13 protein-coding genes are annotated in these 14,605 nt (G+C 68.5%); 2 read left to right on the plus strand and 11 right to left on the minus strand.

Annotated features, from left to right (window positions below; genetic code table 11):
- Nucleotides 1-67: 67 nt before the first annotated feature.
- The 5 genes from NQ706_RS05950 to NQ706_RS05970 all read right to left on the minus strand — a co-directional run bounded on the left by NQ706_RS05950 (nucleotide 68) and on the right by NQ706_RS05970 (nucleotide 7,074).
- Nucleotides 68-1,573 carry an FAD-dependent oxidoreductase gene (locus tag NQ706_RS05950; protein ID WP_038566947.1) on the minus strand — a complete coding sequence of 502 codons (1,506 nt, stop codon included), beginning with the start codon at nucleotides 1,571-1,573 and terminating at the stop codon, nucleotides 68-70.
- Nucleotides 1,570-4,014 (minus strand): molybdopterin oxidoreductase family protein, encoded by a 2,445-nt coding sequence (locus NQ706_RS05955; RefSeq protein WP_081873583.1) that lies wholly within the window; start codon nucleotides 4,012-4,014, stop codon nucleotides 1,570-1,572. Before NQ706_RS05955 ends, NQ706_RS05950 begins: the two co-directional genes overlap by 4 nt.
- On the minus strand, nucleotides 4,014-5,468 hold the full coding sequence (locus NQ706_RS05960) for an MFS transporter (RefSeq protein WP_038566945.1): 1,455 nt from the start codon (nucleotides 5,466-5,468) through the stop codon (nucleotides 4,014-4,016). The genes NQ706_RS05955 and NQ706_RS05960 overlap by 1 nt, the downstream gene beginning before the upstream one ends.
- A 241-nt stretch (nucleotides 5,469-5,709) precedes the next feature.
- Nucleotides 5,710-6,264 (minus strand): orotate phosphoribosyltransferase, encoded by a 555-nt coding sequence (gene pyrE, locus NQ706_RS05965; protein WP_038570314.1) that lies wholly within the window; start codon nucleotides 6,262-6,264, stop codon nucleotides 5,710-5,712.
- 27 nt (nucleotides 6,265-6,291) lie between these two features.
- Entirely contained in the window at nucleotides 6,292-7,074 is a 783-nt protein-coding gene (locus tag NQ706_RS05970; RefSeq protein ID WP_038566943.1) for an SDR family oxidoreductase, read from the minus strand.
- Between the two features lie 85 nt (nucleotides 7,075-7,159).
- Here NQ706_RS05970 and NQ706_RS05975 point away from each other — a divergent pair, with 85 nt between their 5' ends.
- Both NQ706_RS05975 and NQ706_RS05980 read left to right on the plus strand, forming a co-directional pair.
- Complete coding sequence (locus NQ706_RS05975) at nucleotides 7,160-7,948, plus strand: exodeoxyribonuclease III (protein WP_006946080.1); 789 nt, start codon at nucleotides 7,160-7,162, stop codon at nucleotides 7,946-7,948.
- Nucleotides 7,949-8,155: 207 nt separating this feature from the next.
- Nucleotides 8,156-9,628, plus strand: a complete 1,473-nt coding sequence (locus NQ706_RS05980; RefSeq protein WP_038566941.1) for an NAD(P)/FAD-dependent oxidoreductase — start codon at nucleotides 8,156-8,158, stop codon at nucleotides 9,626-9,628.
- Nucleotides 9,629-9,704: 76 nt separating this feature from the next.
- Here NQ706_RS05980 and NQ706_RS05985 read toward each other — a convergent pair whose 3' ends face one another.
- From NQ706_RS05985 to NQ706_RS06010, 6 genes are all read right to left on the minus strand, one after another.
- Nucleotides 9,705-10,079 (minus strand): hypothetical protein, encoded by a 375-nt coding sequence (locus NQ706_RS05985; protein WP_131940591.1) that lies wholly within the window; start codon nucleotides 10,077-10,079, stop codon nucleotides 9,705-9,707.
- 162 nt (nucleotides 10,080-10,241) lie between these two features.
- A complete protein-coding gene (locus NQ706_RS05990; protein WP_051805638.1) occupies nucleotides 10,242-10,991 on the minus strand; it encodes a sugar phosphate nucleotidyltransferase in 750 nt (249 codons plus the stop codon).
- Complete coding sequence (locus tag NQ706_RS05995) at nucleotides 10,988-11,488, minus strand: sugar phosphate nucleotidyltransferase (RefSeq protein ID WP_051805636.1); 501 nt, start codon at nucleotides 11,486-11,488, stop codon at nucleotides 10,988-10,990. Before NQ706_RS05995 ends, NQ706_RS05990 begins: the two co-directional genes overlap by 4 nt.
- Before the next feature lie 111 nt (nucleotides 11,489-11,599).
- Nucleotides 11,600-12,115: a tRNA (cytidine(34)-2'-O)-methyltransferase gene (locus tag NQ706_RS06000; protein ID WP_038566937.1), complete on the minus strand. Its 516-nt coding sequence runs from the start codon at nucleotides 12,113-12,115 to the stop codon at nucleotides 11,600-11,602.
- A 19-nt stretch (nucleotides 12,116-12,134) separates the two neighbouring features.
- A complete protein-coding gene (locus tag NQ706_RS06005) occupies nucleotides 12,135-13,793 on the minus strand; it encodes an AMP-binding protein (RefSeq protein WP_038566935.1) in 1,659 nt (552 codons plus the stop codon).
- 118 nt (nucleotides 13,794-13,911) lie between these two features.
- Nucleotides 13,912-14,538, minus strand: coding sequence for a TetR/AcrR family transcriptional regulator (locus tag NQ706_RS06010; RefSeq protein WP_038566933.1), 627 nt, complete (start codon nucleotides 14,536-14,538; stop codon nucleotides 13,912-13,914).
- Nucleotides 14,539-14,605: the final 67 nt, after the last annotated feature.

The raw sequence follows: 14,605 nt of genomic DNA on the forward strand, positions 1-14,605 counted from the left end.
GACCAATCCGCAGGCGGGCCGCGAGGCGCGCGCCATCGCATTAGGGTCGAGCACCTTGCGGCCGATCTCAGACAGCGACTTTTTCGTCCACCGGATCCACCTCGTCCATCCATTTGAGGATTCCGCAGACGGTGCTCGTGCAACCGCCGCACCCGGTCGTCGCGCGGGTCTCGCTCGCGACCGCCTCGACGCTGCGGGCCCCCTGCACGTGCGCATCGACGACGTCGCCTTTCGTCACGCCGTTGCAGCGACACACGGTCGCGCCACTCGGCAGGGCAGTCGGGCTCGCGGTCTCGGGCACGAGCCCCGACGTCGAGGCCCCCTTGACGAGCAGGTGGGCGGGGTCAAGTGGCAACGGCGTTCGACGCTCGTAGGTTGCCGTGAGATCGGCGGCCATACGCGCCGATCCGATGATGACCGCGGCGACGATGCGGTCGCCATCCACGGCGACGGTGGCGCTGCGCCGCGCCCCGACATCGCTGAGCGTGACGACACGTAGGCCGCGCTCGTGTGCAACGAACGGATCGGGAATTCTGTCACCGAGAACGACCGTCTCCAACCCGACCGCCTTGAGCTTGACGATGCTGAGCTCATCTGCAACGTGCTCGCCCGGCTCGGCGGAACCGACCGGCGTGACATGACACAGGTCGTGCGCTAACCGCGCCGCCTGATCCCACCCGGGTGCGATGAGTCCGGGGCAACCGACGTCAGTCTGCGCGCAGTCTCCGATCGCCGCGACCGACTCGTCGTCGAGCACCCGCAGTCGCGTATCGACGAGCACCCCGACGTCGACGGGCACGCCAGCCGCGCGAGCCAGGTCGACACGTGGGCGCACGCCCGTGTTGACGACGAGGTCGTCAACGTCGAGGCATGTGCCGTCGATCAGTTCGACGCCGGTGACACGACCCTTGCTGCGCAGTACCCGTGTTATGCCGCTGCCCGTGCGCACGTCGATGCCGAGATCGGCCAGGGTGGCGCCCGCCATCACTCCGCTCGGAGCGTCGATCTGGCGATCCATGACGTGCGTGCCGCGGTGCACCAGGCTGACGTCGACCCCGCGTGCACGCAACCCGCACGCGATCTCGACGCCGAGCAGACCACCGCCGAGGACGGCCATGCGACGCGGCGCCTCCGGCGTCGACATCGAGGCGGCCGCGAGCAGCTCACGGCAGTCGTCGATGGTTCGGACGGTATGGACATCCCGCCCGCGCGCTGCTCGCAGCCCTGGGATCGCCGGCAGCGCCGCGTCCGCTCCGGTGGCGAGCACGAGCACGTCGTAAGGATGCGCCCTGCCCTCTGCGTCGATGACGATGCGGCGTGAACGCTCGATCGATTGCGCAGCGACACCGCTGTGCACCACGATGCCCTCGGGTGGCGCGGGTAGCGTCAGCGCGCCGATCTCGGCGCGGCCCGCGATGACCTCCGACAACATGAGCCGGTTGTACGCCTCGTACGGTTCGTCACCAAGGATGGTGACGTCAAACTTTGCATCGCACCGACTCGCTTCTCGCATCAGCTCGTCGACGAAGCGCGAACCGACCATGCCATTGCCGATGACGACGACCCGTTTCACGATGCCACCCCCGCGACTCGCCAGGCTCCGTGCGACGCGGTGCCTGGAGTGTGCGACCCCTCGGACGGAAGCGGCGAAGCGGAGCCGGCGCGTTCCGCCTTCGCGCCCTCATCGGCGTCGCTCCGTCCGATCCGCACGGCTCTGATGCTCGCGGCGCAGACCTTGAACTCGGGCATTGAGCTGATGGGGTCGAGCGCAGGGTTGGTCGCTCGGTTCGCCGTCGCGGAGCCTGCGAAGTGAAACGGGACGAACACACAGTCGCGACGGATGTCGTTGCTCAGGCGGGCCGCCGCGACCACACGCCCGAAGCGTGTGGTGACGGCGACGTCGTCGCCTTCCTCGATGCTGAACCTGTCGGCCGTCAACGGATGGAGCTGGGCGAACGCGCGCGGCTCGCCGGCCACGAGCTCAGGCACGCGACGGGTCTGAGCCCCCGATTGGTAGTGCTGCAGCACGCGCCCGGTGATGAGGTACAGCGGAGCGTCGGGGCGTACGTCGTCCTCGACATCGCTCGCCCGGACGTCGATCATCGTCGCCCGGCCGTTCGGCGTGGCGAATCGATCGAGAAACAGCCGCGGGGTGCCGACGCTCCCCGTCGCTCGCCGCGTCGGGGAGTCGGGGTGGTTTGCGGGCGTTTCGGCGTCTGCGGACCCATCGAGCAGCGCAGGCATCCGCTCGACCGTCTGGGCATCACTGTCATCGCTGCCACGAGCCGGCGCCGGCCAGTACGCCGCGCGCTCGTCCTCGCCAGCGGGTGTGGAGCCGCTGCCCAGTTCGAGGCGGTCGAGCAGCGCGTGGGAGAGGCCCGAGTAGTCGGCGAGACCACCCGCGGAGGCACGGGCCAGTTCGTCGAACACCTCGGCCGGTTCGGTGACGAACCGTGCCGGGGCCACGAGCAGTCGAGCGAGATCACTCCAGATGCGCAGCTCGTCACGCGGCCCGTTCGGATCATCCATGACGACCGAACGGCGACGCCGCAACACGCGGCCCTCCAAGTTCGTCATCGTGCCCTCTTCCTCGGCCCACTGCAGGGACGGGAGCACGACGTCGGCCATCGCAGCCGTCTCGGACAGGACGAAGTCGGTGACCACGAGCGTGTCCAACGCTTCGAATCGCTTGGCGATGGTTGTCGAGTTCGGTCCGCTCACCACGGGATTCGCCCCGTGGACGAAGAGCATCGTCGGCCCGCTAGCCTGACCCGCGGAGTCCACCTGCCCAAGCGAGTCCAGCAGCTGCACGGCGGGTATGCCGGGGCCAGGAATGTCAGACGGCTCGACACCCCAGACCGCGGCCACGTGGGCGCGCGCCGCCGGGTCGGTGATCTTGCGGTAGCCGGGCAGCTGATCGCACTTCTGACCGTGCTCACGCCCGCCCTGGCCGTTACCCTGGCCAGTGAGGCACCCATAGCCCGAGCCGACGCGCCCCGGTAGCCCCAGGGCGAGCGCCAGGTTGATCGCCGCGTTGACGGTGTCGGTGCCGTGAGCGTGCTGCTCGGCACCGCGGCCGGTCAGCACGTACGCGCCGTGGCCACCGGACGCCGGTGAGGCCGCCGTCAGAATCGCTGCCGCAGAGCGCAGTTCGCTCACCGGCACGCCCGTCGCCCGTTCGACCGCCTCAGGCCACCACATCATGGCTGCGCGACGAACCGTGTCCCATCCGTCGACGCGTTCGGCGAGGTAGGTCTCGTCCGTTTCACCGCGCACGACGACGAGGTGGAGCAGCCCGAGCAGCACCGTCACGTCGGTTCCGGGCAGCGGTTGCAGATGCATGCCGGCCGCATCGGCCGTCAGCGCAGCCGTCGGCGTGCGGCGCGGGTCGATGACGACGAGCCCACCCCGTTCCCGACACGAGCGCAGGTGCTGGACGAACGGTGGCATCGTCTCGGCGGGGTTGCTGCCCACGAGTAGCACCGCGCCAGCACTGTCGAGATCGGCGACGGGAAAGGGCAGACCTCGATCCATCCCGATCGAGCGCGCCGCCCCGGCCGCGGCGGAACTCATGCAGAATCGCCCGTTGTAGTCGATCATTGCCGTCCCCAAACCCACGCGCGCGAACTTGCCGAGCGTGTACGCCTTCTCGTTCGTCAGGCCGCCGCCGCCGAACACAGCGACTCCGTCCGGGCCTCCCCGCACACGTGCCCGATGCACGCCCGCGACGATGCGGGCATACGCCTCGTCCCAGGAACTCGGGACAAGTTCGCCGGCCGCATCACGCACAAGCGGCACGCGTAGCCGGTCAGGGTGATCAAGCAGCGACGCCGACGTCCACCCCTTGTGGCACAGGCCGCCACGGTTCGTCGGAAAGTCGCGCGGCTGCACGTCGACCGCCATCTCGGCGGTCGCCGGCGTCACCGTCATCGCACACTGCAGTGCGCAGTATGGGCAGTGGGTCGCCGCACCGGTACGGCTCGCCGCATCCTCCTCGACCATGGGCGCCGTCATCAGATGCCCGCCTTCGCCAGAGCCGCACCGCGGCGGGCGTAGACCGCCCAGGTCAGCGCACCGAGCAGAACGTACACACCAATGATGACGACGAGTGCCGGAACGATGGTGCCGGTGGGGTGGGCGCTTCCGACGGTGGATGCTTTGCTCAGCGCGAATCCCTGCGGGATGAGGAATCCCCCGAAGGCGCCAACGGCTCCAACGATGCCGATCGACCCTGCGGCGATGCGTCGGGTGCGCTGACGGGCCGCATCGTCGCAAGTGTTACCGGTCGCCTCGAACACGGCCGGGATCATCCGGTAGATCGAGCCATTGCCGATGCCGGTGAAGACGAACAGGAGCAGGAACGTCGCCATGAACAGCCCGAAGTTCTTGCCCTGCAACGCGATCACCGCACCGCCGGCACCGAGCGCCATCGCCACGAAGCTGATGACGGTGATCCTTGCGCCCCCGACGCGGTCGGCGATGACGCCACCGAGCGGACGCGTGAGCGAGCCGACGAGGGCACCGAGGAAAGCGAGCTTGAGACCGTGCTGGGGGAACGCGTCGGACATAATCTTGGGGAATGCCCCGGCGAAGCCGATGAACGAGCCGAACGTGCCAATGTAGAGCACCGCGAGCACCCAGGTGTGGCGGGCGCGCGACGCCATCTCGAACCCGCCGCGATCGCCCGTGCCGGAGATGACGGACAGGTTGTCCATGAACCTCCACGCGAGCCCCGCCGACACCAGAACGAGCGGCACGAAGATCCAGCCTGCGAGCGGGAGGTTGGGGATACTACCCGCGGTTCCTGCGGTTGCACCGAAAGTCACGAGGAGGGGGATGGTGAACTGCACTGCGGCGGTGCCGAGGTTTCCGCCGGCCGCGTTGAGCCCGAGCGCCTTGCCCTTCTGGCTGCTGCGGTAAAAGAACGAGATGTTCGTCATCGAGCTGGCGAAGTTGCCACCGCCGAAACCCGCGAGCGCCGCAACAGTGAGCAACACCGGGAAGCTCGCGTGCTGGCCGACCGCGAGCGCCAACCCGATCGTCGGCAACAGAAGCAGCAAAGACGAAATGATCGTCCAGTTACGGCCGCCGAAGCGCGGCACGGCGAAGGTGTACGGGACACGCAGCGACGCGCCGACGAGCGTCGGCACCGACAGGAGCCAGAACTGTTGAGATTCACTCAGCGCCGCGCTTCCTGTGTAGCCGTACTTCTTCAGTTGCGGCACGACGATCGCCCACAGCGCGAAGACACCGAAGCCGAGAAACTCAGCGTAGACGGAGCACGCGAGGTTAGTGCGCGCGGTCTGTGCTCCCCCGGCGTGATGCCATTGGGCGGCGTCCTCCGGATCCCACCCGTCGACCCAACGCCCCGGCCGACGTGTGAAGCTCGACGCTGTAGTTGCGCTTCGTGCCGGGCGAGGCGCGCTCGCAGGGGTGGGGGCGTGCTTCTGGGCGTGGGTGAGAGCCATGGTGCGTCTCCAGACACATCGACGACGAAGTGCCCCTGACGTTAGGAGCACCTTGTTTCTCCCACCAGCCGACGATGTTTCACGCGTGAAACATCCACCTCACCGCCGCGACTCATCGCTGGAGAGATGCGCCGCTGAAGCCAGCACCACTCCCTATGGGGCCGCACCAACGACGCGGGCCGAGGAGCGACGAGCGGCCGGCCACCCCGAGGTGATCGGCCTTCTGTCGTTTCATCAACGCTCAGGCCAGGCCCAGATCCTCCATCGAGAACGCGCTGACGTAGGTGAGGCCCTCGGCCTCGATCTTCTCCTGCGCACCGGTGGCACGGTCGGCGATGGTCGCGACGCCGACGACCTCGGCGCCCTCCTCACGGCACGCGGCGACGGCTTCCAGCGGCGAGGCACCCGTCGTCGTCGTGTCCTCGACGACGAGCACGCGGCGACCCTTGATCGAGGGGCCCTCGATGCGCTGCTGCAGGCCGTGCGCCTTGCCGGCCTTGCGGACGACGAACGCGTCGACCTGCTCCCCCGCAGCAGCCGCAGCGTGCAGCATCGACGTCGCGACGGGGTCGGCACCGAGCGTCAGACCGCCGACGGCGACGTAGTCGAAGTCCTTCGTCAGATCGCGCATGACGCGTCCGACGAGCGGCGCAGCCTCGCCGGAGAGAGAGATGCGACGCAGATCGACGTAGTAGTCGGCCTCCTTGCCGCTGCTCAACGTCACCTTGCCGTGCACGATGGCGTTGTCCTTGATGAGTTGCAGCAGGCGGGCGCGGTCTTCGGCGATGTTCGTCATGCCGTCCATTCTATTGGCGGGGGCTCCTCAGTCGCGTGGCCGATGACGGTTGCTCAAAGCGCCCGCGCGCACGATGGAGCGCGGCACGTGGCGCAGCAACTGCGTCGCGACCTTGTACTGCTTCCCAGGCACCGAGATGACGCGTCCGGCGTCGACGTCGGCGAGGCAGTCGCGCACGAGGCGGTCGGCGTCGAGCCAGAGTCGCTTGCCGATGGCCGAGGTCTTGTCGACGTCGATGTCGGCGCTCGCGTGGAAGTCGGTGTGGGTGAAACCCGGGCACAGCGCGGTCACCGTGACGCCGGTGCGCGCGAGCTGGCCGGCGAGCGACTCGCTGAACACGGTGACGTACGACTTCGCCGCCGAGTAGGTGCCGCTCGCCATGAACCCCGCGACCGACGAGACGTTGATGATCGCGCCCCGCCCCCGCTCACGCATCGCGCGGCCTGCGGCGTGGCTGAGCACGACGACGGCCTTGACCATGACGTCAACGGAGGCGATTTCCTTTTCGACGTCGGTGTCGAGGAACGCCGTCTTGAGCCCGAAGCCGGCGTTGTTGACGAGCACCTCGATGGGGTCGCTCGCCTGCGCGACACGCTCGGCGACGCGCTTGAGATCGTCAGCGTTGGCGAGGTCGGCCGCGAGGACCTCGGCGTGCACGCGGTAGCGCTTCTCGAGGTGCGCCTTGAGCTCCTCGAGCCGGTCGGCGCGCCGCGCGACGAGGACGACGTTGTCGCCGCGCGCCGCGAGCTGCTCGCAGAACTCCTTGCCGATGCCGGCGCTCGCGCCGGTGACCAGTGCCCATTTCGTCATGCTCACCACTGTGCCACTCGTGGCCGACAACCGCAGGATCCCGCTGGTTTCGAGGGTTGTCGCAGGGCCCGTCTAGGGTTGAGGCATGCGAATCGCCACGTGGAACGTCAACTCCATCCGCACCCGCGTCGACCGCGTCATCGCCTTCCTCGAACGTGGTGACGTCGACGTGCTCGCCATGCAGGAGACTAAGTGCAAGGACGAGCAGTTCCCCATGGCCCGCTTCGAGGAGGCCGGGTACGAGGTCGCCCATCACGGGCTGAACCAGTGGAACGGTGTCGCGATCGCCTCGCGCGTCGGCCTCGAGGACGTGCAGATCGGCTTCGAGGACATGCCCGGCTTCGGCGACCCCATCGCCGCGGAGGCCCGCGCCATCGCCGCCACGTGCGACGGGGTGCGCATGTGGTCGCTGTACGTGCCGAACGGTCGCGAGATCGGCCACCCGCACTACGAGTACAAGCTCGATTGGCTTGCCGCGCTGCGCGCCGACGGCGAGAAGTGGCTCACCGAGAACCCCGAGGCGCAGATCGCGCTGACGGGTGACTGGAACATCGCGCCGAGAGACGAAGACGTCTGGGATCCGGCGTTCTTCGAGGGCAAGACGCACGTGACGCAACCCGAGCGTGACGCGTTCCAGGCGATGATCGACACAGGCTACGCCGACGTGGTGCGCCCGCACACGAACGAGCCGCGCACCTACACGTACTGGGATTACACGCAGCTGCGTTTCCCCAAGAAGCAGGGCATGCGCATCGACTTCGCCCTGTGCTCCCCCGCCCTCGCCGGGCGCGTCCAGGGCGCCGTCATCGACCGCGATGAGCGCAAGGGCAAGGGCGCGAGCGACCACGCGCCCGTCATCGTGCAGCTTGACTGACAGCGTCCTGACTGACGAGTCGGCTGGCAGCGTGACGGCGCACGGTGCGATCAGCCGAGCCCAGCTGCGTCAGTCCGTGTCGTTCGAGTCAGTCCTGCGTGACGCAACCGGCACTGACTGACGCAGTGGCGGCGCGAGCAGCGCCATCACGCCCCGTCGGCTGTGTCGGTGCGCGATGGCGGCGGTCGGCCCCGTTAGGTTGGTGCGGTGAGCACTGTGGCAGAGGTGGACGTCGTCGTCGTCGGCACCGGTTTCTCCGGGATCGGCATGGCCGTGGCGCTGCAGGACGCCGGCCGCAGCTTCGTCATCCTCGAGAAGGCCGACGAGATCGGTGGCACGTGGCGCGACAACCGTTATCCCGGTGTTGCCTGCGATGTGCCGAGCCACCTGTACTCGTTCAGCTTCGAGCTCAACCCGTACTGGTCGCACACCTATTCGCGCGGTGACGTCATCCAGGACTATCTGCTCGCCGTCGTCGAGAAGTACGGGCTGCGCGAGCACATCCGCTTCGACACGGCGCTGCACGCCGCCGACTACGACGAGTCGAGCGGCGTGTGGACGATCGCGACGCACTCCTCGGACGGTTCGACGCACACCGTCACCGCCCGCGCACTCGTGCTCGGCGTCGGTGCGCTGCACCTGCCGCACATCCCCCTCATCGACGGGCTGCACACGTTCGCCGGCGAACTCATCCACACCGCAGCCTGGCCTCGCGACAGTTCGATGTTCGGCCGCCGCGTCGGCATCATCGGCACGGGCGCCTCGGCTGTGCAGTGCATCCCGGCGCTCGCCGAGGACGCCGAGCACCTCACCGTCTTCCAGCGCAGCGCACCGTGGATCATGCCGCAGCGCAACAGCGAGTACTCCGACGCGACGATCGACCGCTTCCGGCGTCACCCCGCGCTCATGCGGGCCCATCGGGCTGCACTGCGCCGACGCAACGACCTGCGTGCCGTCGCGTTCGACAGCCAGCCGCGGCTGCTCGAACTCGCCTCCCGCGAGGCCCGACGGCACCTGGCCAACCAGATCACGGATCCGCAGCTGCGCGAGAAGCTGACCCCCACCTACACGATGGGGTGCAAGCGCGTCCTGCTGTCCGACACGTACTACCCTGCCCTCGCGCGCGCCGACGTCGACGTCGTGACCGACGACGTCGTGGGCGTGACGCCCGACGGCGTCGTCACCGCCGACGGAACCCTGCACGAGATTGACGCCCTCGTGCTGGCCACCGGCTTCGACCCCCGCGGCTCGTACGCCCACCTCGACATCACCGGGCGTGACGGCCGCTCGTTCGCCGAGGAATGGCAGAACGGTGTCGAGTCCTATCTCGGCGTGACGATGGCCGACTTCCCCAACCTCTTCATGCTGCTGGGGCCCAACACGGGCCTGGGGCACACGAGCGTCGTGCTCATGATCGAAGCGCAGATCGCCCACGTCATGACGCTGCTCGACGAACGCGATCGCCGCGGCGCCCACGCCGTCGAGGTGCGCCCCGAACTCGTGCCCGCCTTCACGCGTGAGATGCGCGAACGCAGCGGTCGCTCGGTGTGGACGCAGGGCGGCTGCACCTCCTGGTACCTCGATGACGACGGCGAGAACCGCACGCTGTGGCCCGGCGGGGTCGGCGAATACGAACTGCGCCTCACCGAGCCGTCGGCCGTCGACTTCCTCTTCACCTGAGCACGCCGGCGAGCCGGCTGGAGTCGTTCGCCTTACCTGCGCTCCCGCGCCTTGTCATGCGCGAACGAGAGCCCGGCTACCGTCGCCCGATGCCTGCGAGTTGCGCCTGACGATGGCGCTCCCGATGTGTCATCCGTGCGAGGACGAGTTGCTCAGGCGTCCGACGGTTCTTGGCCTGCTGGAACGAGACGGCGTAGATGAGCGGGCCCACGACAGGCAGGACGCCGACGAGCAGGGCCCAGCGGTACATGGCGTCCTCGGTGTCGGCGACGAGGCTCGGCCACTTCTTGAGGCTGCGGGTCGCCACGATGGCACCGGTGAGCCACAGCGCCGGGGCGACGACGAAGAGCAGGACGGCGACGACGACGAACCAGTGGATGAACGTCGCGAGCGCTTCCGCGTTGGGATCGTCCGCGACCGCCAGCACGCCGTGAGTTGCGAAGATAGTCATGCGTCGACGGTAGGCATGTCACGGGGTATACCGTCGGCGCCGGCCGCGAACCCTGTGGACGAGGGTGAAGGATGGCCGCGGAAGGCCGCGCAGCCGTCATCATCCACAGCCGTCGGCGCCCCTGCGTCACCCCAGGGGTTGCCGGGGCGCCCCCGGCGCGGCTCAGCCGACGACGTCGCCGGGGTCGATCTGCTCCCCCGGCTTCACGACACCGCGCACGGTGGCACCCGCGCCGATGACGGCGATGTCGGCGTCCCGCACCTTGGTGGCCGCGGGGGCTGCCCCCACGCGCGCATCCCGGCGCACCGCGACGTCGACGTCGACGATCGCGGTGCGCACCTCGGCACCCTTCTCGATGACCGCGCCGTCGAGCACCACGGCATCCTCGACGACGGCCCCCGCGCGCACGATCACGCCGGGCCCGAGCACCGAGCGGCGCACGGTGCCTGAGATGTCGCACCCTGGCGACACGTAGGACGCTTCGACGAGCGCGTCCTCCCGCACGCGGGCGGCGCACTTGTTCGTCGCGAGGGTGCGCATCGGCCACGCCTCGTCGTCGAAGATCGGCACGTCACCACGCACGAGGTCGCGGTGGGCCCGCAGGTAGGTCTCGGGGCGGCCCATGTCCATCCAGTACCCCTCGAGCGCGTGGGTGCGCACACGTCCACGCGCGACGAGCGTCGGGATGAGGTGCTCGGCGAAGTCGCCGAGGCCGGTCTCGTCCTCACCGTCGGCTTCAGGGCGCGTCGCCTTCTCGGCTTCGTCGAGGGCGTCGAGCAGCGCCGCCGTGCGGTAGACGAAGACCTCCGCGGAGATCGTTCCGTGGGCCGGGTCCTCGGGCTTCTCGTCGATGCGGGTTACCTTGCCGGTGGCGTCGCTCGTCACGACAGCCTTGTTCGACGCCTCCGTCACGGCACCTCGGTGGTGACGATGGTGAGGTCGGCGCCCTTGGCGAGGTGAGCGGCGACGACGTCCCGCAGGTCGAGCGTGAACACCTGATCGGCGCTCAGCACGACGGTCACGTCAGCGTTCTCGTCGGCGATCTGATGACGGATGCGGTACAGGTCGTCCGCGTTGCCGGTGGCGAACCCACCCGTGCGCACGGCGTCGATCTCCTCGGGCACGATGCGGCGGAAACCGCCGTCGTTGCGGTCCAGATCCCAGGGGCGTCCGTGCTGCAGGTGCTTGTCGAGCGTGCCCGCGCGGTACTGCACGGAAACCCAGACGCTGGAGATACCCGAGTTGACGAGGTTCGACATGGCGATGTCGACAAGCTGGTGCGTGCCGCCGAACGGCAGCGCCGGTTTCGCGCGGTGCGCGGTGAGCACACCCATCCGTGAGCCCTTACCTCCGGCCTGGACGATGGCGAGCACGCGCGGAGCGTCGGTCAGGGGCATGTGAGCGGCCATGCCGCCATCCTGCCAAGGCGACCTCCCCGCGTCGAGCCGGCGTCGCATCGTGTGTTCGCGTCCGCCCGCCGCGCACCCCACACCGGGCACCTCGCGTCTCACGCGGGACGATCACGCCTTCCGTCCTGGGGCGTCAGCGTTCAGCGCCTCGAGGGTGCCGGTGCCATCGTCGGCGGCGCCGCTGAAGCCGAGCTGACGCCATGCCTCATACGCGACGACGGCGACCGCGTTGCCGAGGTTGAGGCTGCGGTTGTCGGGGCGCATGGGGATGCGCAGTCGCTCGTCAGCGCCGAACGTCGCGAGGAGATCGTCAGGCAATCCCGTTGCCTCGCAACCGAAGACGAGGACGTCGTCGTCACGGTAGTCGACGGCGTCATACCGTCGCCGGGCATGCGACGTCAGCGCGAGCCACCGCCCGGGGCAGGCGGCGCGGGCCGAGTCGACGTCCGCATGCACGTGGACGTCGGTCAACTCGTGATAATCGAGCCCACCACGACGCAGCAGGCGGGCGTCCATCGAGAAACCGAGCGGTTCGACGAGGTGCAGGCTCGCGCCGACGTTCGCGGCGAGGCGGACGACGTTGCCGGTGTTGGGCGCGATCTGCGGCGCGACGAGGACGATATGCACGCCCGCGAACCTACCAGCGTCACTTCATGTACTGCGGCGCCTCTTCGCGCAGGTCGATCTTGCGGATCTTGCCCGTCACCGTCATCGGGAATTCATCCATGACGCGCACGTAGCGCGGCACCTTGTAGTGCGCGAGCTTGCCGCCGCAGTAGGCGCGCAGCGATTCGACCGTCAGCGGCTCCGCGCCGTCGATCATGCGGACGCACGCCATGAGTTCCTCGCCGTACTTCTCGTCGGGCACGCCGATGACCTGCGCGTCGACGATGTCGGGGTGGTTGTAGAGGAACTCCTCGATCTCTCGCGGGTAGATGTTCTCGCCGCCGCGGATGACCATGTCCTTGATGCGCCCCGTGATCGCGACGTACCCGTCGTCGTCCATGGCGGCGATGTCGCCCGTGTGCATCCAGCCGTCGACGATGGCTTCGGCGCTCTTGTCGTCCTGGTTCCAATAGCCGAGCATGACCGAATACCCCTTGGTGCACAGCTCACCCGGCTCACCGCGCTTGACGGGCTCGTACGTGACGGGGTCGACGACCATGACGAGGTGCGGGCCGACGCGCCCGACCGTCTGCGTGCGCTGCTCGACGGTGTCGTTCTTGCGTGTCTGCAGCGACACGGGCGAGGTCTCCGTCATGCCGTAGCAGATCGAGACCTCCTCCATGTGCATGCGCTCCATGACCTGACGCATCGTGTGCTCGGGGCAGGGCGAGCCGGCCATGATGCCGGTGCGCAGGCTCGTCAGGTCGTAGCGGTCGAAGTCGGGCAGCGCGAGTTCGGCGATGAACATGGTCGGCACGCCGTAGAGGCTCGTACACCGTTCGTCGACGACGCTCTGCAGGGTGAGGGCGGCGTCGAAGCCGGGCGCGGGGATGACCATCGTCGCGCCGTGCGAGGTGCAGGCGAGGTTGCCCATGACCATGCCGAAGCAGTGGTAGAACGGCACGGGGATGCAGACGCGGTCTTCGGCTGTGTACGAACAGAGTTCGCCGACGAAGAAGCCGTTGTTGAGGATGTTGCGGTGACTCAGCGTCGCGCCCTTGGGGAAGCCGGTCGTGCCGCTCGTGTACTGGATGTTGATGGCGTCGGTGTTCTTCAGCGACTTCTGGACGGCGGCGAGGCGCTCGCGTCCGCCCTCAGCGGCGAGAGCCTTCGCGCCCGCGTCGGCGAGGTCGCTCCACGACGTCTCGCCGATGAGAACGACACGCGCGAGGTCGGGGCACTCGCCGCGCACCTGCTCGATCATGCGGGCGTAGTTGCTCGTCTTGAACTTCGGGGCGGCGATCAGTGTCGTGATGCCGGCCTGGCCCAGCACGTACTTGAGTTCGTGGCTGCGGTAGGCAGGGTTGATGTTGACGAGGATGGCGCCGATCTTGGCCGTCGCGTACTGGGTGAGCGTCCACTCGGGGCAGTTGGGCGCCCAGATGCCGACGCGGTCGCCCGTCGCGACGCCGGCGTCGAGCAGGGCCAGGGCAAGGGCGTCGACGTCGTGGAGGAACTCGGTGTACGTCCAGCGACGGCCGCTCGCGACGTCGACGAGCGCCTCACGATCGGGGTGTGCGACGACGGTCGCGTCGAGGTTGTCGCCGATCGTCTGCTCGATCAGCGGCGATTCGGGCGCCCCACGCGTGTGGCTGAGCCTCGGGTCGAGGTCGTTCTCGAGGGTGTCGGTGGCGGACATCGGCTCTCCTCCGGTCGCGTCATCCGTGACTCACATCACAGGATTTCAGTGAACCACATCACACCGTCTCGGTTAATGGTTCTTAACTGAATTTCTCGACGGGCGGAACGGCCCGACTTCACCCAGCAGGGCGCAGCGCCGCGAGCGCCATCGCGCGCAGGACGGCTCGGGTGCGTTCGCGGTGAGCTTCGACTGCGGTCTTCGTCCTGCCGGTCGAGTGCGGCGTCGAGTTGAGCGCGCCGAAGCCGGCGTGGGCCTTGATGCGGGCTTCGTCGTCGCTGAGAGAGGGGTCGACGTGGCGCAGCACGCCGACCCAGATCTCGACGTATTGGCGCTGCAGCTGCCGCACGTCGCGACGAGCGGCTGCGTCGAGGCTTGCGAGATCGCGGCCCTGCACGCGGATGAGCGCCGGCTTGGTCAGGGAGAAGTCGATGTGGAAGTCGACGAGGTTCTCGAGCGCCTCGTCGCCCGTGGCGGCGTCAGCGACGACGCGCGAACCGTTCTCGAGGAGATACCGGCTGATGCCGACGAGCAGTTCGGCGAGCACCGCTTCCTTGTTCGCGAAGTGGCGGTAGACGGCGGGGCCGCTGATGCCGACCGCGCTGCCCAGGTCTTCGAGACGCACCCCCGCGAGCCCACGCTCGGCGATGAGGCCCGCAGCGGCATCGAGGATTTGCTGACGCCGGGCAGCCTTGCTGCGCTCCCGGGCCGTCAGCTCCGCGCCTGCCGCGACGTCGAGCGCCATGCGAACCCCCGTGGGCGAGAGACGGATACCAACGATTGAGTTAATCACAATGAACTGAGTGTGGTTG

It is taken from the genome of Dermacoccus sp. BD5 (assembly GCF_044878485.1).
Classification (GTDB): Bacteria; Actinomycetota; Actinomycetes; order Actinomycetales; family Dermatophilaceae; genus Dermacoccus; species Dermacoccus nishinomiyaensis.

What these genes read in the sequence shown, in the direction of transcription:
- NQ706_RS05995 (WP_051805636.1), bottom strand. Translation starts at nt 11,488, where the DNA reads ATGGCCGCTCACATGCCCCTGACCGACGCTCCGCGCGTGCTCGCCATC.
- NQ706_RS05985 (WP_131940591.1), bottom strand. Translation starts at nt 10,079, where the DNA reads ATGACTATCTTCGCAACTCACGGCGTGCTGGCGGTCGCGGACGATCCC.
- NQ706_RS05955 (WP_081873583.1), bottom strand. Translation starts at nt 4,014, where the DNA reads ATGACGGCGCCCATGGTCGAGGAGGATGCGGCGAGCCGTACCGGTGCG.
- NQ706_RS06010 (WP_038566933.1), bottom strand. Translation starts at nt 14,538, where the DNA reads ATGGCGCTCGACGTCGCGGCAGGCGCGGAGCTGACGGCCCGGGAGCGC.
- NQ706_RS05960 (WP_038566945.1), bottom strand. Translation starts at nt 5,468, where the DNA reads ATGGCTCTCACCCACGCCCAGAAGCACGCCCCCACCCCTGCGAGCGCG.
- NQ706_RS05975 (WP_006946080.1), top strand. Translation starts at nt 7,160, where the DNA reads ATGCGAATCGCCACGTGGAACGTCAACTCCATCCGCACCCGCGTCGAC.
- NQ706_RS06005 (WP_038566935.1), bottom strand. Translation starts at nt 13,793, where the DNA reads ATGTCCGCCACCGACACCCTCGAGAACGACCTCGACCCGAGGCTCAGC.
- NQ706_RS05970 (WP_038566943.1), bottom strand. Translation starts at nt 7,074, where the DNA reads ATGACGAAATGGGCACTGGTCACCGGCGCGAGCGCCGGCATCGGCAAG.
- pyrE (WP_038570314.1), bottom strand. Translation starts at nt 6,264, where the DNA reads ATGACGAACATCGCCGAAGACCGCGCCCGCCTGCTGCAACTCATCAAG.